The sequence below is a fragment of the Bacillus sp. ISL-77 genome (genome assembly GCF_018613105.1).
The window spans coordinates 1-24,086 of the sequence record NZ_JAGGQY010000015.1 but is presented as its reverse complement, the minus strand read 5'-3'; the positions used below and the strand labels follow the sequence as shown (position 1 = coordinate 24,086).

General features: G+C 39.5%; 24 protein-coding genes and 1 other annotated feature. All 24 genes read right to left on the bottom strand.

The window, feature by feature from the left end; all coding sequences use genetic code 11:
* Window positions 1-195: 195 nt before the first annotated feature.
* The 24 genes from pyrE to spoIIGA all read right to left on the bottom strand — a co-directional run bounded on the left by pyrE (window position 196) and on the right by spoIIGA (window position 23,883).
* Window positions 196-846 carry an orotate phosphoribosyltransferase gene (gene pyrE, locus J7E77_RS05730; protein ID WP_214713045.1) on the bottom strand — a complete coding sequence of 217 codons (651 nt, stop codon included), beginning with the start codon at window positions 844-846 and terminating at the stop codon, window positions 196-198.
* Window positions 843-1,559 (bottom strand): orotidine-5'-phosphate decarboxylase, encoded by a 717-nt coding sequence (gene pyrF / locus J7E77_RS05725; RefSeq protein ID WP_168242735.1) that lies wholly within the window; start codon window positions 1,557-1,559, stop codon window positions 843-845. Before pyrF ends, pyrE begins: the two co-directional genes overlap by 4 nt.
* Entirely contained in the window at window positions 1,531-2,472 is a 942-nt protein-coding gene (locus tag J7E77_RS05720) for a dihydroorotate dehydrogenase (protein ID WP_214713044.1), read from the bottom strand. The genes pyrF and J7E77_RS05720 overlap by 29 nt, the downstream gene beginning before the upstream one ends.
* Entirely contained in the window at window positions 2,469-3,242 is a 774-nt protein-coding gene (locus J7E77_RS05715) for a dihydroorotate dehydrogenase electron transfer subunit (RefSeq protein ID WP_214713043.1), read from the bottom strand. Before J7E77_RS05715 ends, J7E77_RS05720 begins: the two co-directional genes overlap by 4 nt.
* Window positions 3,239-6,445: a carbamoyl-phosphate synthase large subunit gene (carB, locus tag J7E77_RS05710; protein ID WP_214713042.1), complete on the bottom strand. Its 3,207-nt coding sequence runs from the start codon at window positions 6,443-6,445 to the stop codon at window positions 3,239-3,241. The genes J7E77_RS05715 and carB overlap by 4 nt, the downstream gene beginning before the upstream one ends.
* Complete coding sequence (locus tag J7E77_RS05705) at window positions 6,438-7,529, bottom strand: carbamoyl phosphate synthase small subunit (RefSeq protein ID WP_214713041.1); 1,092 nt, start codon at window positions 7,527-7,529, stop codon at window positions 6,438-6,440. Before J7E77_RS05705 ends, carB begins: the two co-directional genes overlap by 8 nt.
* Window positions 7,526-8,812: a dihydroorotase gene (locus tag J7E77_RS05700; protein WP_214713040.1), complete on the bottom strand. Its 1,287-nt coding sequence runs from the start codon at window positions 8,810-8,812 to the stop codon at window positions 7,526-7,528. The genes J7E77_RS05705 and J7E77_RS05700 overlap by 4 nt, the downstream gene beginning before the upstream one ends.
* Window positions 8,772-9,713: an aspartate carbamoyltransferase catalytic subunit gene (locus tag J7E77_RS05695; protein WP_214713047.1), complete on the bottom strand. Its 942-nt coding sequence runs from the start codon at window positions 9,711-9,713 to the stop codon at window positions 8,772-8,774. The genes J7E77_RS05700 and J7E77_RS05695 overlap by 41 nt, the downstream gene beginning before the upstream one ends.
* 162 nt (window positions 9,714-9,875) lie before the next feature.
* Window positions 9,876-11,204 (bottom strand): solute carrier family 23 protein, encoded by a 1,329-nt coding sequence (locus J7E77_RS05690; RefSeq protein WP_374102954.1) that lies wholly within the window; start codon window positions 11,202-11,204, stop codon window positions 9,876-9,878.
* A gap of 158 nt (window positions 11,205-11,362) precedes the next feature.
* Complete coding sequence (pyrR, locus tag J7E77_RS05685; RefSeq protein ID WP_214713038.1) at window positions 11,363-11,905, bottom strand: bifunctional pyr operon transcriptional regulator/uracil phosphoribosyltransferase PyrR; 543 nt, start codon at window positions 11,903-11,905, stop codon at window positions 11,363-11,365.
* Window positions 11,906-12,089: 184 nt separating this feature from the next.
* Complete coding sequence (locus J7E77_RS05680) at window positions 12,090-13,001, bottom strand: RluA family pseudouridine synthase (protein WP_214713037.1); 912 nt, start codon at window positions 12,999-13,001, stop codon at window positions 12,090-12,092.
* On the bottom strand, window positions 12,973-13,482 hold the full coding sequence (lspA, locus tag J7E77_RS05675; protein WP_251026801.1) for a signal peptidase II: 510 nt from the start codon (window positions 13,480-13,482) through the stop codon (window positions 12,973-12,975). Before lspA ends, J7E77_RS05680 begins: the two co-directional genes overlap by 29 nt.
* A 94-nt stretch (window positions 13,483-13,576) precedes the next feature.
* A complete protein-coding gene (locus J7E77_RS05670; RefSeq protein WP_214713035.1) occupies window positions 13,577-13,867 on the bottom strand; it encodes a hypothetical protein in 291 nt (96 codons plus the stop codon).
* Window positions 13,868-14,013: 146 nt separating this feature from the next.
* Window positions 14,014-16,782, bottom strand: a complete 2,769-nt coding sequence (gene ileS, locus J7E77_RS05665) for an isoleucine--tRNA ligase (protein WP_214713034.1) — start codon at window positions 16,780-16,782, stop codon at window positions 14,014-14,016.
* A gap of 76 nt (window positions 16,783-16,858) precedes the next feature.
* Window positions 16,859-17,101 (bottom strand) — a binding site (T-box leader).
* A 49-nt stretch (window positions 17,102-17,150) separates the two neighbouring features.
* A complete protein-coding gene (locus J7E77_RS05660) occupies window positions 17,151-17,666 on the bottom strand; it encodes a DivIVA domain-containing protein (protein WP_214713033.1) in 516 nt (171 codons plus the stop codon).
* An 87-nt stretch (window positions 17,667-17,753) separates the two neighbouring features.
* Window positions 17,754-18,527 (bottom strand): YlmH family RNA-binding protein, encoded by a 774-nt coding sequence (locus tag J7E77_RS05655; RefSeq protein ID WP_214713032.1) that lies wholly within the window; start codon window positions 18,525-18,527, stop codon window positions 17,754-17,756.
* Between the two features lie 30 nt (window positions 18,528-18,557).
* On the bottom strand, window positions 18,558-18,821 hold the full coding sequence (locus J7E77_RS05650; protein ID WP_088086318.1) for a YggT family protein: 264 nt from the start codon (window positions 18,819-18,821) through the stop codon (window positions 18,558-18,560).
* A 6-nt stretch (window positions 18,822-18,827) separates the two neighbouring features.
* A complete protein-coding gene (locus tag J7E77_RS05645) occupies window positions 18,828-19,295 on the bottom strand; it encodes a cell division protein SepF (RefSeq protein WP_214713031.1) in 468 nt (155 codons plus the stop codon).
* 11 nt (window positions 19,296-19,306) lie between these two features.
* A complete protein-coding gene (locus tag J7E77_RS05640; protein ID WP_214713030.1) occupies window positions 19,307-19,984 on the bottom strand; it encodes a YggS family pyridoxal phosphate-dependent enzyme in 678 nt (225 codons plus the stop codon).
* Entirely contained in the window at window positions 19,981-20,808 is an 828-nt protein-coding gene (pgeF, locus tag J7E77_RS05635; RefSeq protein WP_214713029.1) for a peptidoglycan editing factor PgeF, read from the bottom strand. Before pgeF ends, J7E77_RS05640 begins: the two co-directional genes overlap by 4 nt.
* A 71-nt stretch (window positions 20,809-20,879) precedes the next feature.
* Window positions 20,880-21,149 carry a YlmC/YmxH family sporulation protein gene (locus tag J7E77_RS05630; protein WP_214713028.1) on the bottom strand — a complete coding sequence of 90 codons (270 nt, stop codon included), beginning with the start codon at window positions 21,147-21,149 and terminating at the stop codon, window positions 20,880-20,882.
* 95 nt (window positions 21,150-21,244) lie between these two features.
* Window positions 21,245-22,024 carry an RNA polymerase sporulation sigma factor SigG gene (sigG, locus tag J7E77_RS05625; protein WP_026566385.1) on the bottom strand — a complete coding sequence of 260 codons (780 nt, stop codon included), beginning with the start codon at window positions 22,022-22,024 and terminating at the stop codon, window positions 21,245-21,247.
* Window positions 22,025-22,186: 162 nt separating this feature from the next.
* Complete coding sequence (gene sigE / locus J7E77_RS05620; RefSeq protein ID WP_088086313.1) at window positions 22,187-22,906, bottom strand: RNA polymerase sporulation sigma factor SigE; 720 nt, start codon at window positions 22,904-22,906, stop codon at window positions 22,187-22,189.
* A 44-nt stretch (window positions 22,907-22,950) separates the two neighbouring features.
* A complete protein-coding gene (gene spoIIGA, locus J7E77_RS05615) occupies window positions 22,951-23,883 on the bottom strand; it encodes a sigma-E processing peptidase SpoIIGA (RefSeq protein ID WP_308160422.1) in 933 nt (310 codons plus the stop codon).
* Between the last annotated feature and the right edge of the window lie 203 nt (window positions 23,884-24,086).

Genomic DNA, 24,086 nt, shown 5'->3' with positions numbered 1-24,086 from the left:
AAATTGGCAGGCATGAGTCCGGTTCAATTCCGTATCCATACCAGCCAATTAGCTGCTTAACATAAAACTCTAACTTTTGGGGGTCACATCAAACTTGGATGCCCTCTTTTTCTATTTATCAGCGGATATTACCTGTTTATAAGCGAAAACACATGATTTATCAGCGTTAATTTCATTTTATCAGCGTATTTTCGATTATATCAGCGAATCTGTTTCAACGAACTGTTTGCTCCATTCAGATGGATCTTTACTCCATAAAAGCAGACTTTTCTGATCCTCTGCCGTAACGTTGCCTTTTGAAATCGCTACTTCTATTAATGTCGGAAAATCAGTCAAAGAAATACCCTTAATCCCGTTTTCCTGAAGCAGTTCTCTTCCCTTTTCCAGCCCATATGTAAAAATGGAAACAACTCCAAGCACTTCACAGCCTGCTTCCCGTAATGCTTGAACTGCCGTAATCACACTGCCCCCTGTTGAAATTAAATCCTCAACAACGACAACTTTTTGACCTGATTCAACCTTGCCTTCAATCTGATTTCCTTTGCCATGCCCCTTTGCCTTTGAACGAACATAGCACATTGGTAAATCCATTAGCTCACTCACCCACGCTGCATGTGGGATCCCGGCTGTCGCCGTACCAGCAATAACTTCAGCTTCTGAAAAATTCTCAAGGATGAGTTTTTGCAAGCCAGCAGCAATTTCTCTTCTAACGGCCGGGAATGAGAGTGTTAACCGATTATCACAATAGATTGGTGACCGGAGCCCTGATGTCCAAGTAAATGGATCCTGTGGCTTTAAGGCAACCGCATTAATTTCTAATAATCTTTCAGCAATCACGTGTTTCATTGTCGTATCCCCTTCCATGCTTCCATCCATTTTTCATAGCTTTTCACTGGGTCAACTGACCGAGTAATCGAACGCCCCACAACAATAGAACTTACCCCCGAATTTCTCGCAAATTCCGGTGTAGCCACTCGCTTTTGATCTCCAACCTGATCAGACTCCATGCGAATTCCTGGGCATACGGTCAAAAACGATTGCCCAGCTTTCTCCCTAATAAAAGCAGCTTCCCAAGCAGAGCAGACGATACCGTCCAGGCCAGCTTCTTTTGTAAGTAACGCATAATGTAAAACGGATTCTTCCAATGAAACAGGAATGAGCTGTTCTTTATTCATTTGCTCTTCTGATGTACTCGTCAACTGTGTTACCGCGATGCAATCAGGTCGTTTCCGTCCTGCAGAAGTTCCTGCCTCCAGTCCTTCAAGTGCAGCTGCCATCATCTCTTTTCCCCCGGCAGCATGAACATTAACTAAGTCACATTCCAATCGGGCAAGCCCCTTCATTGCACTTTTCACAGTGTTCGGAATATCATGAAGCTTTAAATCCAGAAAAATATGATGACCTTTTTCTTTTAATTGATGAACGATTGAAGGGCCTTCTTGATAAAATAACTCCATGCCAACTTTCACAAAAAGCTCCTTGCCTTCAAAAGGCTGCAAAAAACGATTCACTTCGCTGCCATTGGCAAAATCAAGCGCGATGATAAGCGAGTTGTCCATCTTCCTTCCAGCTCCTTCCTGTACATTCACTGATGTGTTCAAAGCCTAATTTTTCTAGTAAAGCTGGTAATTCCTCAATAATGGTTGGACATACAAAGGGATCCACAAAATTTGCAGTTCCAACTGCTACGGCACTTGCGCCTGCATAGAAATACTCAATCACATCGGCAGCCGACTCAATTCCACCCATGCCAATAATCGGAATGGATACAGCCTGACTGACCTCATAAATCATCCGAATGGCCACAGGTTTAATAGCTGGACCTGATAAGCCGCCTGTACGATTGGCTAAAATCGGTTTGCCCGTTTTTAAATCAAGCCTCATCCCAACAAGTGTATTTATCATGGTTAAACCATCGGCGCCCCCAGCTTCCACCGCTTTCGCCATTTCCACAATATTAGTGACATTCGGTGACAGCTTCACATACACTGGCACTTCAGAAACTTCCTTTACCTTCCGGGTTAATTGCTTAGCTACTTCAGGTATTGTACCAAATGCAATCCCTCCCGTTTTTACATTTGGACATGAGATATTTAGTTCCAATGCATGCACATTTGGTGCTTTTGATATTCTGCGAGCAACCTCCACATAATCCTCTTCGAGTGACCCTGCAACATTTGCGATAATCGGGACATCGTACTGGGAGAGCCAAGGCAGCTCCGCGCCTAGTACTTTTTCAAGGCCTGGATTTTGCAATCCGATTGCATTTAACATCCCTGATGTTGTTTCTGCTACCCTTGGGGTTGGGTTTCCGAACCGCGGTTCTACTGTTGTGGCTTTAATCATAATCGCGCCCAATACACTCAAATCATAAAATTGGCTGTACTCCCGTCCAAATCCAAAACATCCCGAGGCAGGCATGATAGGATTTTTCAGTGTTAAACCCGGTAATTCGATGTTCAAACGGCTCATATCAATACCTCCCCGGCGCGAAAAACGGGCCCATCGCTGCATACCTTTTTATAGGCAACTCCGGTTGGGTCATCTTTACTTTTACACACGCAGGCAAAGCATGCCCCAATTCCGCAGCCCATTCGTTCTTCTAATGATAAAAACATTTTTTTATCCGAATAACTTTGTTCAATCGCCTTTAACATTGGTGTTGGTCCGCATGTATAAATACAATCAAATCGTAAATCCTTCATGACATCTGTTACAAATCCTTTCCTACCATAGGAACCGTCAACAGTAGTCACGTAGGTTTCACCATTTTCTAAAAATTCCTTTTCGTAAAAAACCGCCGCTTCCGTTTGAAAGCCTAGGACATGGATAACCTTTACACCTTTTTCGACTAATTGATTAGAAAGTTCATATAGTGGCGGAACACCGATTCCACCGCCAACAAGCAAGGCTGTCTCACCTCTGCTGACCTCATCGACAGGAAAGCCATTGCCGAGCGGTCCAAGGATGTCAAGTTTCTTCCCTGGACCCAATTCTGCTAGCATTGTTGTTCCTCTTCCTTCCTTGCGATAGATCATGGTCATGCTCTTTTGTTTTTTATCGAAGGAAGAGATACTAATGGGCCTTCGTAAAAGCGGGTCCCACCCACTTGAGACCCTAATATGCACGAATTGACCCGGGGCACTAATTTGTCCGACCAATTCTCCCTTAACAGTAAGCTCATAAATGTCTTCAGCAATTTCTTTTTGGCTGCTGATTTTGCATAACTCTTTTCTAATCAAGCAAAGACAGCCTCCTTTTTCACTGAATCCATCGCTTCAGCCGAGAAGTTCATCGACTCAATCACTTTAAGGATAGCATCGGCTGTGTCTAATGAAGTTAAACACGGAACCCCATTTTCAACGGCTTCCCGGCGAATTCTAAACCCGTCGCGTTGCGGTTGTTTACCTTTGGTCAGTGTATTAATTATAAATTGCGCTTCGCCATGTTGAATGACATCCAAAAGAGTCTTTCCTTCCGAACCAATCTTTCCGACCTCTTTGACTCTTAGTCCAGCCGCCTCTAAGACAGCTGCTGTACCGCTCGTTGCCATTAAACGATAGCCGTTAGCGGAAAATCGCTTCGCCAGCTTTAAGGCTTCCTGTTTATCTTTATCTGCTACAGTAAACAATACCGTACCAAACTTTTGGATATTCATACCTGAAGCAACTAATCCTTTATAAAGAGCTTTTTCAAGCGTTACATCCTTACCCATTACTTCCCCTGTCGATTTCATTTCCGGTCCGAGGGTTATATCCACACTTTTGAGCTTAGCAAAGGAGAAAACAGGAACCTTTACGAAAACCCCTTCTTTTTCAGTGGCAAGACCAGGAATGTACCCTTGATCAACAATCGATACGCCTAAAATTGCTTTAGTGGCTATTTTCGCCATTGGAAGATTCGTTATTTTACTTAAGAATGGAACTGTACGGCTTGAACGCGGATTGACCTCAAGCACATAGACTTGATCCCCTGCCAGAACGTACTGGATATTTAATAATCCGATAATGTTTAAGCCCTTTGCTAATTTCTCTGTATACTCCACAAGTGTTTGTTTTACTGTCTCAGTAAGAGTTTGCGGCGGATAAACAGCAATTGAATCACCAGAATGGACCCCCGCCCGCTCGATATGTTCCATAATTCCAGGTATTAGTACATTTTCTCCATCACAGATGGCATCTACTTCGATTTCTTTTCCTGTTAAATAGCGGTCAATCAACACTGGATGATCTGGATTAATTTTAACAGCATTTTTCATGTAGTGAAGCAATTCCTCTTCATGGTAGACAATTTCCATTGCCCTTCCCCCAAGAACATAGGATGGGCGGACTAGAACAGGATAAGCGATTTCGTTGGCAATCACCACCGCTTCTTCCACTGATAAGGCTGTTTTCCCTAACGGCTGTGGAATATTTAATTGTTGAAGAGCATGTTCAAACTTATCTCTATTTTCAGCACGGTCTATATCTTCAAGGCTTGTTCCAAGGATTTTGACACCATTTTCAGCAAGATCTGCGGCAAGGTTGATAGCTGTTTGCCCGCCAAATTGGACCACAACCCCAATTGGATTTTCTAACTCAATAATACTCATGACATCTTCAATCGTCAGCGGCTCGAAGTAAAGCTTATCGGAAATACTGAAATCGGTGGATACCGTTTCAGGGTTATTATTAATAATAATTGCTTCATATCCTGCTTCCTTAATGGCTTTAACCGAATGAACAGTAGCATAGTCAAACTCAATTCCTTGACCAATACGGATAGGTCCCGACCCGAGAACAATCACACTTTTTCTGTCCGTTACGACCGACTCGTTTTCCTCTTCATACGTACCATAGTAATAAGGTGTTTCCGATTCAAATTCTGCTGCACAAGTATCAACCATTTTATAAACGGGGATAATCCCTAGGCTCTTTCGCAGGTTAAAAATCTCTTTTTCATTACTATTCCAAAGTTCAGCGATTTTTTTATCAGTAAAACCTTTTTGCTTTGCTTCAAAAAGGATTTCGTTATCAAAAGGATTAGCAGCGATTTTTGCTTCCAGACATACAATCCCTTCCATTTTCTTTAAGAAAAATAAATCGATTTTACTCCATTGATGCAAGGTTTCTATGGTTAGTCCTCGTTTTAACGCTTCTGCAATGTAGAAGAGACGCTCATCTCCTGCTTTTCGAATCCGCTTCTCGAGTAATTCATCGTCAATTTCCTCCGCTCCATTTAATTCAAAATGGAAGACGCCCGCCTCAAGGGAACGAATGGCTTTTAATAGGGATTCTTCAAAGGTCCGACCAATCGCCATAATTTCTCCGGTTGCTTTCATTTGAGTCCCCAGTGAACGATTCCCTGATTCAAATTTATCAAACGGCCATCTAGGGATTTTTGTTACAATATAATCGAGAGCTGGTTCAAAACTTGCGTACGTTTTCCCAGTAACCGGGTTCAACATTTCATCCAGCGTTAAGCCAACGGCAATTTTTGCAGCAAGCTTGGCAATTGGATAACCAGTGGCTTTTGATGCTAATGCCGAAGAACGGCTAACACGTGGATTTACTTCGATTATATAGTAATTGTAGCTATCTGGATCTAAGGCCAACTGAACGTTACAGCCCCCTTCAATTCCTAAAGCACGAATGATTTTTAGTGATACATTCCTTAGCAGTTGATATTCTCGATCACTAAGGGTTTGACTTGGTGCAACCACAATGGAGTCCCCAGTATGAACACCCACCGGATCAATATTTTCCATGTTACAAACGACAATTGCATTGTCGTTTCCATCGCGCATAACTTCGTATTCGATTTCTTTGAAACCGGCAATACTTTTTTCGAGCAAACATTGATTCACAGGACTATGCTTTAGTCCGCTTGCAATGATTTCCTCAAGTTCTTCTAGATTATGACAGATGCCGCCTCCTGTTCCTCCTAGAGTATAGGCAGGACGGACAATCACAGGGAAACCAATCTGTTCAACAAAAGCCTTAGCTTCAGTTAATTCATGAATGATTGCACTATCAGGTACCGGTTCGTTTAACTCATTCATTAAGCTGCGGAATAGGTCCCGATCTTCTGCTTGTTTAATCGCGGAAAGTTTAGTACCAAGAATTTCAACCTCGCACTCAGCTAAAACTCCGGATTCAGACAACTCAACAGCCAGATTAAGACCTGTTTGTCCGCCGAGAGTAGCTAGAAGGGAGTCTGGACGTTCTTTACGAATAATTCTGCTGACAAACTCTACTGTTAATGGTTCGATATAAACAGCATCAGCAATTTCTGTATCTGTCATGATGGTTGCAGGATTAGAGTTTACTAGGATAACACGATAGCCTTCTTCTTTTAGAGCGATACATGCTTGAGTACCAGCATAGTCGAATTCTGCAGCCTGCCCAATGACGATTGGACCCGAACCAATTACTAAAATGGAGTTGATATCTGTACGTTTAGGCATTTGCTGTAACCTCCTGTTTGTTCTCTTCCATTAGGGCAAGAAATTGATCAAATAAGCCGTTTGCATCTTCAGGTCCTGGAGATGCTTCCGGATGATACTGAACAGTAAATGCCGGATAATCTAGGTGTTTTAGTCCCTCAACCGTTCCATCATTTATGGCAATATGAGTAATTTGTAATCTTGTGTTTTTGATTGACTCTTCTTCAACTGTATATCCATGGTTTTGTGCGGTAATCGCAACCTTCCCTGTAGTTAAGTCTTTGACAGGTTGATTGGAACCGCGATGACCAAACTTCATTTTTTCGGTGTTCGCCCCGCAGGCCAGGGCAAATAACTGATGGCCAAGACAAATTCCGAATAATGGAACTCTGCCTAATACTCCTTTTAACATATCGATTGCTTCTGGTACATCCTTTGGATCCCCAGGTCCATTTGACAGCATAATTCCGTCTGGACTCAATTGAAGAATTTCTTCAGCCGTAGTGTGATATGGTACAACGATCACATCACAGCCGCGCTGATTTAATTCACGTAAAATTCCATGCTTCATTCCAAAATCAACAAGTACAACTCTTTTCCCGCGTCCAGGACTAGGATAGGCATTTTTAGTTGATACTTGGCGTACCTGATCGATTGGAAGCGATGTTCCACGCAATTTTTGTAGAACCTCATTTGCATCTTTTTCAATACTGCAAATTGCTCCCTTTAGTGTTCCGTATTGGCGGATAATTCTTGTCAATTTTCGTGTATCAATCCCTGCAATTCCCGGGATTTTTTTCATTTCAAAATATTCATTTAACGTATATTCACTTCTCCAATTGGACGGGAATTCAGCCGCTTCTTTAACAACGAATCCCTTCACAGCCGGATTGATTGATTCGAAATCATCACGATTAATCCCATAGTTACCAATAAGCGGATAGGTTAGTGTTACAATTTGCCCACAATAGGATGGGTCAGAAAGGATTTCTTGATAGCCAGTCATCCCTGTGTTAAACACCACTTCACCTATCGTTTCAGTATCACTGCCAAATCCTTTACCGATAAAAATTGTACCGTCTTCTAAGATAAGCTGTTTTTTCATGCTAGTACACATCCTTTTTCCCAAGCAATTTGCCCTCCAGCTATGGTCATATCAGGCCAGCCTTTACAATTCCAGCCGCCAAATGGAGTATTTTTTCCTTTTGATAAGAATTCTTCTGGTTTAATTTCATATTCTTCATCGAGGTTCAAGATTACTAAATCTCCTGGTGCGCCTACTTCTATTCTTCCATATGGAAGCCCGAATGCTTCCGCTGGTTTTATTGTTAAAAATTCAATTAATTGGTTAAGCGAGATGATATTTTTTAATACAAAATGTGTATACAGCAGTGGGAACGCAGTTTCTAGTCCAACAATTCCGAATGGAGCGAGAACCATTCCTTCACTTTTTTCTTCTGCTGTATGCGGCGCATGATCGGTTGCAATAAAATCAATCGTTCCATCTAGAAGTCCTTCGATTAGGGCCGTTCTGTCATCTGCACCACGAAGCGGTGGATTCATCTTGAAATTCGTATCAAGCCCTGGAATATCATCTTCAGATAATAATAAATGATGCGGTGATACTTCTGCAGTTACATTAATGCCTGCTCGTTTTGCATCCTTTACCACCCGAACCGATTCCTTAGTACTAATATGGCAGACATGATAATGACAGCCTGTGGCCTCGGCTAAGAGGACATCTCTTGCAATCTGAACTGATTCACAGATGGAAGGAATACCATTCAAGCCATGTTTCTCTGAGAAAGAACCTTCATGGACACAGCCTTTATTAATTAGCGTGTTTTCTTCGCAGTGTGCAACGATTGCCATATTATTGGCTGCTGCTTTCCGCATGGCTGCTAGCATCCTCTCAGCCGACTGAACTCCGACACCATCATCGGTAAAGGCAAACGCTCCCGCTTCTTTTAATGCCTCAAAATCAGTTAGTTCCTGGCCAAGCTGTCTAGTCGTAATCGATGCATATGGCAAAACCCTTACCTTTGCTGTTTCGCTGATTCTGTTTTGCAACCATTCCATTTGTTCCTTGGTGTCAGGCACCGGTCTTGTATTTGGCATCGCTGCTAATGTTGTAAACCCGCCCCTAGCTGCGGCAAGTGTCCCTGTAGCGATGGTTTCCTTTTTTTCACCGCCAGGCTCGCGAAGATGAACATGTAGATCAATAAATCCTGGTGAAACTAACTTCCCTGCTGCATCCACAATCCGGTCCACAATCGCATCAATGTTCGTTTCAATCTTTGCAATAACGCCATTTTTCACCAATATATCAGCATGTTTTCTTTCCCCATTAGAGGCTATGTAGCATGCGTTCTGAATAAGAATGTTCATAATTTTTTCCTCCTTCAAGACTTTCAATTGATCTCTTAATTGCTGCCATTCTAACATAAACGCCGTTTTCCATTTGCTTAAAAATTCTTGACCGCTTGCACTCCACAAGACTATCAGCTATTTCTACATTTCTATTTACTGGAGCAGGATGCATAATGATACTATCCGGCTTCATCATTTTTTCTCTTTCTAAAGTGAGCCCAAATTGTTTATGGTACTCATTTGCTGTAAAACTGCTTTTATTATGGTGCCGTTCGTGTTGAACGCGCAGCAGCATCACTACATCTGCTTCTTGTACTGCCTGATCAATAGGCCTATACCTGGATATATCTACACTCCTTGTATCAAACCATTCTTCTGGTCCAGAAAAAACCACTTCCGCTCCCAGCCTTGTCAGAACATCTGCATTGGAACGCGCCACCCTGCTATGTCGGATGTCTCCAACAATGGCAATTTTTAATCCTGCAAATTGGCCAAATTCTTGTTGAATGGTCAGTAAATCTAGAAGCGATTGTGTTGGATGATGTCCGCATCCATCACCGCCATTGATGATTGGGATGTTAACCTTCCCAACTAACTCATCAAAGTAGCGATCCTGCTCATGACGAATGACAATCGTATTGACGCCAATTGATTCTAAGGTCTTCACAGTATCATAAAGTGTCTCCCCTTTTTGAACACTTGAGGTTAGAACTTCAAAAGGAATAACTTCTAATCCTAATCTTCTTTGTGCCACTTCAAAGCTGCTCTTAGTTCTTGTGCTTGGTTCGAAAAATAGATTGGCAGTAAACATTTGCCCTTCAGGATGCCACTTCATTCCGTTTTTGAATCCATGAGCATCTGCTAAGATTTGATTAATCTCCTCCACCTTTAATTCATTTGTGGTTAGTAAGTGATTTATCATCCGTCTTTTTCCCGCCTCTCATTTTGATAAAAAAACACCCTGACCATTGGTTGGTTCAGGGTGTAAGAATTCACGACTTAATCCATGAGACTAAAATCATGGCATCAAGCTTACACCCTTATAAATCTCTCTGGATTTATTTAAAAAGTTGAAACTTTATTATGCAGTTTTCCGCTTTTCAGAGGATTGATTCTCCTCAAGCATATTTTCATTAATTGGTTCTTTGCCAGGCAGGATGAGATTTAAGAGAACCCCGCAAATTGCTGCCAATGCCATACCTTGGATTTGCAATGAATCAGATACTTTTATCACAGCGCCACCGATTCCAATCACCAGGATGACAGAAGATATGACAAGGTTACGCTTGTTTCCAAAATCAATTTTGCTATCAACCAGCATTCGCAACCCTGAAGAAGCAATAATTCCGAAAAGCAGAATCGAAACTCCGCCCATAACCTGTGTTGGAATGGTCCCGATTAAGGTCGTTATTTTTCCAATAAAACCAAAGATGATAGCGAAGACTGCTGCACCAGCAATGACATACACACTGTATACTCTTGTAATGGCAAGGACACCAATGTTTTCACCATAAGTTGTTTTGGGTGGGCCGCCAACCAAGGCAGAAATAATTGTTGCTGTTCCATCACCAAGAATCGAGCGGTGCAAGCCGGGTTCTTTTATATAATCACGACCAACTACTTTACTTAGTACTAACTGGTGTCCGATATGTTCCGATAAAGTTACAATTGCAACTGGTACCATTAATAGGACTAAATCCCAAGTGAATTTTACTTTATAACTTACAAATGGAAGGATAAATTCAGGCATTTCAAACCATTTAGCATCTAATACTGGTTTGAAATCGACGATCCCAACTAGTAGTGCATAGATATATCCCACAATAATCCCTGCTAAGATAGGAATCATGCTTAACATTTTTTTTGCATAGATCGAGAAAATAATCGTCGCTGCCAAGGTAACAAGTGCGACGGAGAAATGAAGCAAGCTGTACTTTCCAGTCGCAGGATTATTCATTGCCATATTCACTGCAGTTCCAGATAGAGCTAATCCGATAACAATGATAACTGGGCCGACAACAATTGGTGGCAGCAGGTTCATGATCCAACGGTGCCCCGCCTTGCTTATGACAAGTGCAACAATTCCGTAAACTAATCCTGCGAGAAAAGTACCGACCATCGCACCACCAGGGCCGCCTGCTGTTTTGGCAGCAATGACAGGTGCGATAAAGGCAAAGGATGAACCCAGATAAGCCGGAACCTTGAATTTAGTTATTAATAAAAACGCCAATGTTCCAAGTCCACTTGAAATAAGTGCAATCGCTGGGCTTAAACCCACCAGGTAGGGAACAAGTATTGTTGCACCGAACATAGCAAACAAATGCTGTAAGCTTAATGTTATCCATTGAAATGGTTTTGGAATCTCTTTTACGTCTAGGATAGGTTTATTGTTCAATTGGATTTCCTCCATTTGATATACTACATTTTATTAGTATCTATTTTTTTCATAAAAAAAACCCTCTTTGCCGATAAGGGTACAAAGAGGGTATGGAAATGCCATAATGAAGTCTCATGTTGGCATATTCCCCTTTGTCAGCCTCACAGGACTAAATTTAAAAGGGTTGCTATTTATTTTTCAAATATACTTACTTGATCAACCTTATCCACTTCGGCTAACTCAACAACGATTTTTTCATCACTTGAGGTTGGGATATTTTTCCCTACATAATCTGCCCGGATTGGAAGTTCACGATGTCCTCGGTCGACTAATACCGCAAGTTGGATAACTGATGGGCGTCCTATATCCATTAAGGCATCCAGTCCAGCTCTGACTGTTCTTCCCGTATATAAAACATCATCAACAAGAATTACTTTTTTATTATTTATACCAACCGGAATATCTGAGCCTTTAACAAGTGGTTCTTGACTTTCCGTCTTCTTAGTTAAATCGTCTCGATAAAGGGTAATATCTATCTCACCTATAGCAATCGACTTGCCCTCAATCTCTTCAATTTTTGCTGCAAGTCGATCCGCAAGATAGATGCCTCTCGTCCGGATACCAATCAGAATGCAGTCTTCTATTCCTTTGTTTTTTTCAATAATTTGGTGGGCAATTCTAGTCAGGGCCCTTCCGATTGCTTGTTCATCAAGGACAACAGCTTTTTGGTTCATATTACACCTTCTTCTTTAGTAAAAATAAAAAACCTCTCACCCAATTCTGGTGAGAGGTTAACAAGTTAATTTATAGATATGGGCACAATTTGCCCATTATCTTAACCGTTTCCTTCTCAGCCTCTCGGGACTGTTTTAAAGGCTTATTAAGCTAAAATCATCTTACTTTAAATAAACGACTGTGTCAACGATTATTTCGAAGCTGAGCTAGCAACAATTCGATATCTTCTGGAAGTGGCGCTTCAAATTCTAAATATTCGTTAGTTCTCGGGTGGTTAAATCCAAGCACACCTGCATGCAAGGCTTGTCCTTCTATGTCCAGAGTATTTTTCGGTCCATATTTTGGATCACCAGCGAGCGGATAGCCAATATATTTCATATGAACACGAATTTGGTGTGTTCGTCCAGTTTCTAATTGGCACTCTACAAAAGTAAAGTCTTTAAACCGTTCAATCACATGGAAATGAGTGACAGCATGTTTTCCGTGGTCAACAACTGTCATACTTTGGCGGTCTTTTGTATCCCTGCCTAGCGGAGCATCAACAGTTCCAAAGTCATGTGGAATAACACCATGGACAATCGCTTTATATTTACGAGTGACAGTTTTAGCCACCAATTGATTGACAAGGCTTTCGTGAGCCATATCATTTTTGGCCACCATCAACAGCCCAGTAGTATCTTTATCAATCCGGTGAACAATACCGGGTCTTAATACACCATTAATACCCGATAAATCCTTACAGTGGAACATTAAACCATTGACTAATGTCCCTGACAAATGCCCTGGTGCCGGATGAACAACCATCCCTCTTGGTTTATTTACAACCAATACATCTTTATCTTCATAAAAAATTTCTAAGTTTAGATCTTCAGGTAATACATCTAGTTCTTCTGGGTCTGGTATTGTGATCTCAATTTGATCATTCGTGCTGCATTTATAATTGGTTTTAATCTGTTGTCCGTTCACAAGGACATTACCTTCTTTTATCCATTGCTGTACTTGTGTTCGGGACCATTCTTCATCAAAGCTTGAGATCACCTTATCAATCCGATCTCCTTTTTGCTCCTCAAGAATGGTGTGTTCCATTTTCTCCATATGATTTCTCCTTTGATTCTCTCTCTTCTAGCAACATTTGAATCATTAACATGATGACACCGATCACTAAAGCTGAGTCTGCGATATTAAAGACTGGGAAATTATAGCCAAAAACATACGTATGAATGAAGTCGACAACTTCCTTACGAATCACACGGTCAATAAAATTGCCAATGGCGCCTCCGAGCATTAATGCTAACGATACCCCGAGCAGCCATTTTCCTTTTACTGCTTTGTAAAGATAATACATAATAGCAACTATTACAATTACAGTAATTACATAAAAAAGCCACATTTGACCTTGTAATATCCCCCATGCTGCTCCACGATTACGATGAGAAGTAATATAGAAAATTTTATCAATGATGGTAATACTTTCTCCTAGATACATGTTGCTTACAATTAACCATTTCGTAATTTGATCTAATAAAATAACAAAAAGTGCGATTAAGTAGTAAAACACTAAGAAATACCTCCACATCAACCTAGACTTACGATTCTAGGCGCTTTCGCTTTTCATACTTCTTAAGCATTTTAGCATACTTTTTCGCTAAACGAAAATGGAACATTATTAATTAAGAATGGTAAATTGATTTTTTGAAGTAACTTTCCAAATACTCTGAGTCTCTTTGTGATTTTAAGGTCGGAATCATGTTTAATAAATCAGCGGATAAAAATTCACCGGAAATTTCACATTGCCCAAAATTCCCATTTTCTAACTTTTGGATTGCTGTAATAGTATCTGACAATTCCTCTTCCAAAATGGTTGTAAACCAATTTTTTACTTGTTTATTTTTTAACGAATATTCAATTTCTTCTTTCGTTTGACGGAGTTCAAAGAACAGCTTTTCCTGCGTGGCATTCATAGTTGTTACCTCCGTTACTCATTTGTCTTATTATTTCCGTCAATTATTACTTAACTCAGAAAAACATTTGACAACAACTACAACAATTAACGGAGAAGGAAAAAATTAAAAGCCCTGTGCATTTTTTGCACAGGGCTTCGTTTTATTTATGCTAAATGGGTATAGTTTTCTTTTACTACGTCGGCACACCGGTTGCAAAGTGTGGAATGTTCTGGATTTTGACCCACTTCTGGTGTAACAATCCAGCAGCGCTCACATGTTTCTCCCTCAGCTTTCGTAATAACAATGGCTGCAGTTTCTAATTTCACCGCATGTTCAGGTGCTTCCTCATATGTTCCCGCCACTTCGAAGCCTGAGATAATAAACAACTGTTTCATATTTTCATCAATAGAATCTAATAGCTGTCTCGATTTTTCATTAACATACAGGGTTACTTTTGCGGTTAACGATTTTCCAATCACCTTTTGATTACGGGCTTCTTCAAGTGCTTTTAACACATCATCACGCAGATTCATGAATTCAGTCCACTTTTCTTCCAAAGCATTTGCATTGCTCAACTCCTGGTATTCTGGAAGGTCAGTCAATTGAACACTTTCTTCTGTTACAGATGGAATGAATTTCCACACTTCATCAGCTGTATGGGACAGAATTGGCGAAACCAACTTAGTTAAAGCGAGAAGTGATTCATATAAAACTGTCTGGATCGCACGACGCTCATGATTATCTGTTGCCTCAATATAAAGGACATCTTTTGCAAAATCTAGATAGAATGAACTTAAATCAAGGGTACAGAAATTATTAATCGCATGATAAATACCTGCAAATTCATAGTTTTCATAGGCCTTCCGAACATTTTTAATCAGCTTATTTAATTTAACAAGCATGAATTGATCGACTTCCCGTAGATTTTCATAAGGAACTCTATCAGCAGGTGTAAAGTCTGCTAAATTCCCCAATAAGAACCGGAAAGTATTACGAATTTTACGATACACTTCAGCAACCTGTTTCAAAATAGCATCGGAAACACGAACATCTGCTTGATAATCAACGGAAGCAACCCAAAGGCGTAAGATATCTGCGCCTAATTGATTCATCACTTTTGCAGGGATCACTACATTCCCGATTGATTTACTCATCTTTCTACCTTCACCGTCAAGAGCAAAGCCGTGGCTTAATACTCCTTTATACGGTGCTTCACCTGTCACAGCTACCGCAGTTGATAATGACGAGTTAAACCAGCCACGATACTGATCAGAGCCTTCAAGATAAAGGTCGGCAGGTCGAACTAAATCATCTCTTTCAAGTAACACTGCTTGATGTGAGGAACCTGAATCAAACCACACGTCCATGATATCCGTTTCCTTTGTAAATGTTCCGTTTGGACTTCCTTGATGGGTAAAGCCCTCCGGAAGTAAATCTTTTGCCTCACGTTCAAACCAAATATTAGAACCAAACTCACGGAATAAATCTGAAACATGATTGATCGTTTCATCAGTGATGATTTCTTCCCCATTTTCTGCATAAAAAACAGGAATTGGTACCCCCCAGACACGTTGACGGGAAATACACCAGTCCCCACGGTCACGCACCATATTAAATAACCGCGTTTCACCCCAAGCAGGAATCCACTTGGTTTCCTTCACCGCATCGAGTAATTCATTACGGAAATCCTTAATAGAAGCAAACCACTGGGCTGTAGCACGGAAGATAACCGGCTTCTTCGTTCTCCAGTCGTGCGGATAAGAGTGAGTTATAAACGAAAGCTTAAGTAGTGCACCTGTATCTTCTAATGCTTGTGTAATTGGTTTATTAGCTTTATCGTAAAATAATCCTTCAAAGCCCGGTGCTTCACTTGTCATCACGCCTTTATCATCTACAGGGCATAATACTTCTAAACCGTATTTTTGACCTACATGGAAGTCATCTTCCCCGTGGCCTGGTGCTGTATGAACGCATCCAGTACCGGCATCAGTTGTTACATGTTCACCTAACATGACCAATGAATCACGACCATATAGAGGATGGATGGCAAGAATATGCTCTAATTCATTTCCTTTTACCTTCTTAATAACTGTTGCTTCTTCCCAGCCAATTACCTTCGAAACTTCTTCCAGAAGAGCTTCAGCAACTAGGTATTTGTTTTCATTTGCAGATACCACCACATATGTTAAGTCAGGATGCACTGAAATTCCTAAGTTTGCAGGAATTGTCCAAGGAGTAGTCGTCCAGATAATAATTTGGGTATCCGCGTCAAGAACACCTTTACCATCCTTTACCTTAAAGCCCACATAAATGGATGCAGACTTTTTGTCCTGATATTCAATCTCTGCTTCTGCAAGTGCTGATTCACTTGAAGGGGACCAATAGACAGGCTTAAGACCTTTATAAATATAACCCTTTTTGGCCATTTCACCGAAAACCTTAATTTGTTGTGCTTCATATGATGGGTTAAGAGTAATATAAGGATTTTCCCAGTCACCACGGACACCAAGGCGTTTAAATTGTTCACGTTGATTATCAATTTGTTCAAGAGCATATTTTGTACAAAGTTGACGGAATTCTGCAACCGTCATTTCTTTGCGTTTCACTCCCTTATTGGTTAACGCCTGCTCAATAGGGAGTCCATGTGTATCCCAGCCAGGTACGTATGGTGCATGATAACCACTCATAGATTTATAACGGACAATCATATCTTTTAAAATTTTATTAAGGGCATGGCCCATATGGATATCACCATTGGCATACGGAGGACCATCATGTAAAACAAACATAGGACGTCCTTTGGTCCGTTCCTGTACTTTTTTATAAATATTCATCTCTTCCCATTTTGCCTGAATCTCAGGTTCTCTTTGTGGAAGATTACCACGCATCGGAAATTCAGTTTGCGGCATTAATAACGTATTTTTATATTCCATCTTTTCTTCCTCCTGTAATCCTCTTCATATAACAAAGAATAGCCAATAGACAAACAAAAAAACCCTCTCATCCCAAAATAGGGACGAGAAGGTTTTATTCCCGCGGTACCACCCTGATAAATAGTACGAAATAATCGTTCTATCCTCTTAAACATTCGTAACGTGAATAACACGCCTAAGCCTACTATCCTTAAAGAAGGAGGTTCGACCTGGAACTCGAGGGTGATTTTCCAATTTCCAACTTTACCGGGCTTCCACCACCCCCGACTCGCTTTTAAAAAGCCATAGAAAATTGTACTTTCCCTTTCATCGTCATTGACCATTTTTTATAACTGTTAAGAAATTATATGCTAAAAAAACGCATTTCGTCAAGCTAATGAATCTTCTTCTTGATGAACTTTTAGCTCTGTCGCATCTACCTCATACTCTAATAAATGATCCCAATCATCCGTGTTCAACATATCAAGCTGAGCTTCAATCAACATTTTAAAACGAGTTCGGAATACTTTTGATTGTTTTTTTAAATCCTCGATTTCAAGAGCAATTTTCCTTGCTTTTGAAAGTGATTCATTGACAATTCGATCCGCGTTTTTCTCTGCTTCCTTAATGATTAACTTCGCTTCCTTTTGGGCATTACGTTTTACATCTTCCCCAGCTTCTTGAGCAATGATGATTGATTTATTCAGAGTATCCTCAATAGTAACAAAATGACCAAGACGCTCTTTCATATCGTTTAAGCGTTCTTCCATTTCTTTTTTCTCTCTGAGTACTAATTCATAATCTTTGATGACTTGATCGAGAAATTCGTTCACTTCATCTTCATCATATCCTCTAAAACCCTTATTAAACTCTTTATTATGAATATCCAACGGTGTTAACGGCATTGATGCCACCTCCATACAATCTCTAATTCTATATGTATAAGCAATTATTCGACAACATTCTTCGAATTTCCTTCTTCACTTATGTAGTTATTTTTGTTTTCCGACATTTATTCGCCATTTTTCTTTTTTTGTTTTCCCTTCGATGGCGAGAATTTTTGCTCTGCCGTATCCTCTAACTGAAATCATATCACCAATATCGCATTCAAATGAAGGATTTTCGGTTAATGTCCAATTCACTTTCACGAGCCCTTGTTGAATAAAAAGTTGTGATTTTTGCCGTGATACATGATAAATACCTGAAATAACAGTATCCAATCGTAGTGAAGATACTGTTAAATCACTATCGACCAATAATTCATTGGTACGGATGGCATTCTCGATATCGGTTTCAGTTAGTTTAACGCCAGCCCTGCCAATTGTTTCGACATTAGTTTTTATATAGTCGCTTATTTCCTTTGCAGCGAAAAATTGGCATTTATCATCCTTATTGAGGATATCACCAAATTTCCCTCGCTTTAGCCCTAAAGACATTAACGTACCCAATACCTGTCGATGTTCGATCGTGACGAATTTGGTTGGATAATGGATTTCAAAAAGACTGATTTGAAATTCTTCTTCCGTGGCGGTTAGATAATCTGGAAAGATTAAGGCTCTTTTTCGTTCAACATCCGGGCTGCCGCCAAAAAGTTTATAGTTTACTTCACCATGTTCACCAATTAATATTTTTAGAATATGCTGTTCCCTTGGATCAAGAAAATCTGTTAACTTAGGAGTATATTGCGTCTCGACATAATCCTTCCAATTTAACACTTGGTCAATATATTCTCGTTCTTCTGGCCGGAAATGCTGGTAAATATTCATTTTTCAAAACACAACCTAGTTTCAGTATTCTTATGCAAGCCAGCGATATACACTGCCTAAACCACTGCTCGCGAAGTTTAAAACAAGAAATGCAACAATAGGTGATATATCCATCATACCAAGAGGTGGGATGATTTTTCTAAATGGCTCTAAATAAGGTTCACAAACTTTTGCTAAAAATTGACCAATAGAGGACTCTCTAGCATTTGGAAACCAAGACATTAAAATATAAATAATTAATGCCCACGAATAAACTTGAATTAACTGTTGTAATAAACTAAATACAAATGCCATTTAACATTACCACCTCGTATTTTGATTATCAAAGTCAGGAATCAGATCGGATATATTTCCTGACACCTCAACATTATCAGGAGTACATAAAAATATACTTAAACCAATTTTTTGAATGTCACCCCCGAGGGCATAGACAACTCCGCTTAGAAAATCAACAATTTGCCTGCCTTGTTCATTATCAATCCGCTGCAGGTTCACTACAACTGCCCGGCGATTTTTTAAATGGTCTGCAATATCAGTTGACTCAGAATATGTACGTGGTTCAACTAATATTACCTTGGATGACTTTGATGAAGTGGTAGTTTTTTGGACGCTTTGCAAGCTAACAACATTTTGGTTTTTTACCACTGGCAGATGCTGTTGCTTTTGCTTTACGGGAGCCGGTTCAACTGTTTGTGCATAATCATCATTATTATCATCATATTCATCATCTAAAAAGAAAAATGTTTTTAATTTTGATTTAATCGTCATTATCTTCTCTCCTAACCATCTTCACCAACAAGCGCTGTGCCTATTCTTACCATTGTTGACCCTTCTTCAATAGCAACTACATAATCATTAGACATACCCATCGAAAGCTCTGTGCATGGGGCGTAATCCAAATTTAGGGCTTGAACTTGATCGCGAAGCTCTCTTAATTTGCGAAAACATTCTCGAATTTGGTCTTCATCATCCGTTAATGGAGCCATTGTCATTAAACCTTCCACGCTAATCCTCTCAAATTTGCGAAGCGATTCAATAAAGACTATCGCATCTTCAGGACTTAAGCCGTGCTTAGATTCTTCCCCAGAGACGTTGACTTGAACCAGGCATTTTACCTTTTGTTCTGCTCGTTTATTGATTTCTTCTGCAAGAGAAATCCGGTCCAAAGAATGAATATATTCAACTATATTAATAATATTTTTTACTTTTCGCGTCTGAAGCGAACCGATGTAATGCCAATTAGGCTTGTCCTTAAGAACTTCCCACTTATGAAGGAGCCCCTCATCACGATTTTCACCTAAATTTATGATGCCAGCTTGTAATGCTTCGATAGCTCTCTCCGTACTAACATATTTCGTAACGCCTATCACTTTCACTTCTTCAGGGTCCCGCTCTACTCGAAGGCATGTCTCAATAATTTGTTGTTTTATTTGTTCAAACTTTACTGCAACCCTCATAAACTTTTCGTAGTCTCCTTCCAGCCAATAAAACTTACCATTCTTCCTGTCCTACCTTGATCACGGCGGTGGGAAAAAAACTCTTTATCACAACTAGAACAAAATCCAGTCATCTGAATATTAGTATCAGGTACACCTGAATTGACAATAATTTGTCTATTTACTTCACGTAAATCTAAAGAGTATTGGCCATCATTAATTAAATTATAGGGTAATGTTTCGACATCTACTAGTGTATTTTCAACTAAATTTATAACACGCTGATCAACAATATAACATTTTTCACAAATTGATGGGCCAATTGCCACAAAAATCTGTTGGGGATTAATTCCTTCTCTTCCCCATGCATTTATCATTTCCTTGGCAATTTGACCCACGGTCCCTTTCCAGCCAGCATGGGCAATTCCAATCATCCTTGATTCAGGTGCAATAAAAAAAAGAGGGACGCAGTCGGCAAAGCAAAGCGATAAAAGAATACCCTCCTCATTCGTATAAAAACCATCAGTGTCTTTAAAAGAATCTTCATAGGAATTTGACCCTTTACCTCGATCTGCTTTTGAAATTTTCTTAAGATGAATACCATGTGTTTGTTCTGCCCCAACCCAGGTGTTTAGAGGAAACTTCAGAAGTTCAGAAACTTTTCCTCGGTTAATGCAAACATCGCTTCTGTCATCTCCAACATGAAAGCCAAGGTTTAGGGTTTCGTAATTCCCTTTACTCGCTCCTCCATTTTTGGTTGTCATACCCGCAACTAAACCAGGAAATTGCCTTATCCAGCTTTCTATTGAAAAAAATGACTCATTCTTTAAAACAAAGGGTTCCATTACCATACCTCTTTTGTTTTTTTCTATAGTTTACCATGAAACGAAAAAATGGTCACCGCAAATAACTATTGTCAAACCTCTGTTTCCGATGAAAATCTCTCTTCACTTCCTTTATACCTTACCAAAATTACGTCCTGACCAATTTTAATGATATTTTTCCACGGAATAACCACGTCATCATCTTTTCCAAAAAAGCCGAGTACTCTGCCGCTGCCACTAATCACGACGGCATCAATTTTACCTGTGGTTAAATTGATCTCTATATCACCTATATTACCAAGCCTTTTTCCGTCTGATACATTAACCACATCTTTTATTTGGAATTCGGAAATTTTCACCATCATCTCTCACTCCCAGTTTTATTACTATAGAAAATATATGATTGTTCATATCATTTTAGTAAAAAGAATAAAAATAAAGCTGCCCAAAGGACAGCTTAACTTTGAATATTTTTATTCATTTGCCTTATGGCCGCTTTCTCTAGTCGAGAAACCTGAGCTTGAGATATCCCGATTTCATCCGCGACTTCCATTTGTGTTTTTCCTTGAAAAAATCGTTTACGTAAAATTAATTTTTCACGATCGTTTAACCTTCGCATTCCTTCTTTTAAAGCAATTTCTTCAATCCAGTGGATATCTTTATTTTTCTCGTCGCTTAATTGGTCCATTACATAAATTGGGTCGCCGCCATCATTATAAATTGGCTCGAAAAGGGACACTGGGTCCTGTATGGCATCAAGAGCGAACACGATTTCTTCGTGTGGAACTTCTAAGACCTTTGCGATTTCTTCTGCAGTGGGTTCACGTGAAGTTTCGCTCATCAATCGCTCCCTTACTTGGAGGGCCTTATAAGCTATATCCCTCAAGGACCTTGAAACGCGAATTGGATTATTATCACGTAGATACCTTCGAATTTCTCCAATAATCATTGGTACGGCATAAGTCGAAAACTTTACGTTTTGACCTAAATCAAAGTTATCGATTGATTTCATCAGTCCAATACAGCCAACCTGAAACAGGTCGTCAACAAACTCGCCTCGATTGTTAAATCGTTGAATGACACTTAATACGAGTCGTAAATTACCGTTGACGAGCTTTTCTCTGGCATAAATATCGCCCTCTTGCATTTGCTTGAAGAGTATTCTCATTTCTTCATTTTTTAATACAGGAAGTTTTGCTGTGTCCACACCGCAAATTTCAACTTTATTTCGAGTCAATCCTTTTCCCTCCTCACAGGAGTTGCTGTACAAAAAACAGTATTACCTTGAGAAGGAAAAATATGCACTTATCCACGATGGTGGACAAGTGCATATTTGTCGAAGAATGTAATTAAGTCGCGAAATTCTTAGGTTTTTCGAATGAAAAAAATTTTCTTTTCTTTACACCATCTTATTAAATTCTTTCCTTAATCTTTTTATGATTCTTTTTTCTAATCTTGATATATAGGATTGGGAAATTCCCAGCATGTCGGCTACGTCTTTTTGAGTTTTTTCTTCCCCATTTGTCAGACCAAACCGAAGCTCCATTATTTGTTTTTCACGGTCTGTAAGCTGATGCAGTGCTTTTGTCAATAACTTTCGGTCCACATTGGCCTCTAGGTCTTTTGTGATAATATCATCATCTGTTCCTAATACATCAGATAATAAAAGCTCATTTCCATCCCAATCAATGTTCAAAGGTTCATCAAAGGATACCTCTGATCTGATCTTATTATTACGTCGTAAGTACATGAGAATCTCATTCTCGATACATCTAGAGGCGTATGTAGCAAGTTTTATTTTTTTCTCAGGATTAAAGGTATTTACGGCTTTAATCAATCCAATGGTCCCGATACTAATTAAATCCTCGATATTAATACCTGTATTCTCAAATTTTCTAGCAATATAAACAACTAGACGGAGATTACGTTCAATTAATATCGACCTTGCGGCTTTATCACCACCCGGTAGTTTTTTTAACAACAACTCTTCTTCATCTTTACTCAAAGGAGGCGGTAATGCTTCGCTGCCACCAATATAATAAACTTCATCCGTTTTTAAGCCCAATTTCATTAATAGTTTATACCAGTAGTAGGATAGGCGAAGCCTCCATTTTTTCATGCGTGTTCCTCCTTCTAAAATATGTTTTTCTGAGTATAGTAATATTAACTCACCTTAACGGTTTCAGTTTCCTGTTTATGCCCAGTTAGCATTTTTGGATGAACAATACATTGAAATGCATCCTCACTAGAGAGTTGCTTTATTGTAAAAGATACAAGGCCTTTTTCACATAAATACTGAGTCCCGTTATGTTCGATCAATATGCTTTCAGGTTTAACCGCTATAATAAGCTGATGCTCTTGTCCAATCACGCGAGTAGGGATGATCCTGAGCCTGCTTTGCCATTCCTCTGGGATTTCTCCACTCCCTTTTAAAAGTATTTCTGGATCATCCGCAAGTTTCTGTATCGTTTCTGGGATTGTATCTAGTTGGTTTTTAATTGAGACGAACATAACAGGAAGCTTTGACAACGGATCATAAAGTTGGTTTCCACTATCCACTAATCCTTTAAAAGTAAGTGTTTCATTGTCAATTTCCACGGTTACTTTAACAATTTGATCAAATTGAATTTTGGTCATCTCCATACTTTCTACATTTTTTCTTGAGAAATGCCAGGCAACCGGAAAACCAATAAGAACGAATACCCAACTAATTGGGTCTCCAAAACCTTTTACACTGGTCATTAGGACCTTAGTTGTCAATTCAGAGTCATATTGAATAAAATAATGTGCCCCCATTAATGCCCCGCCAATTAAAAAAGTTGAAACATATAGCGTCATTAAGGCTTTAATGAAAAAAGTCATTCGCTTATACCCAAAGGTAATTAACACCATCAAGATTGAAAACATGAATTTTGAAATTGGATGGCTTGTATAGACATTTAATGGTGTAAATGATAATAAAATTATCATTGAACCAATAAATCCGCCAGCAAGTAGTCTCCCTAATTTAATTTCTCTTTTTAGAAAAATAGCTGTTAAATACAGAAGCAGGCTATCAAAAAACAAATTTAGTGCCCAAATCACATCTAAATAAATAGTCAGGCGAGCTTCCTCCCTTTAAATTGTCAGCTTTTCCTTTCTGTTTACGAAAAAGTATAACGTACTTGCATGGCTGAAGTGTGTCACTTTCTGTAATCAAAAAAACAGAATTTTCCACTATTCACAACGGATTTTGTCAGATAGATTTTGTTGCAATAAATAAAAAAAGACATGACCCATATAAACTGTACCCGTTAGAG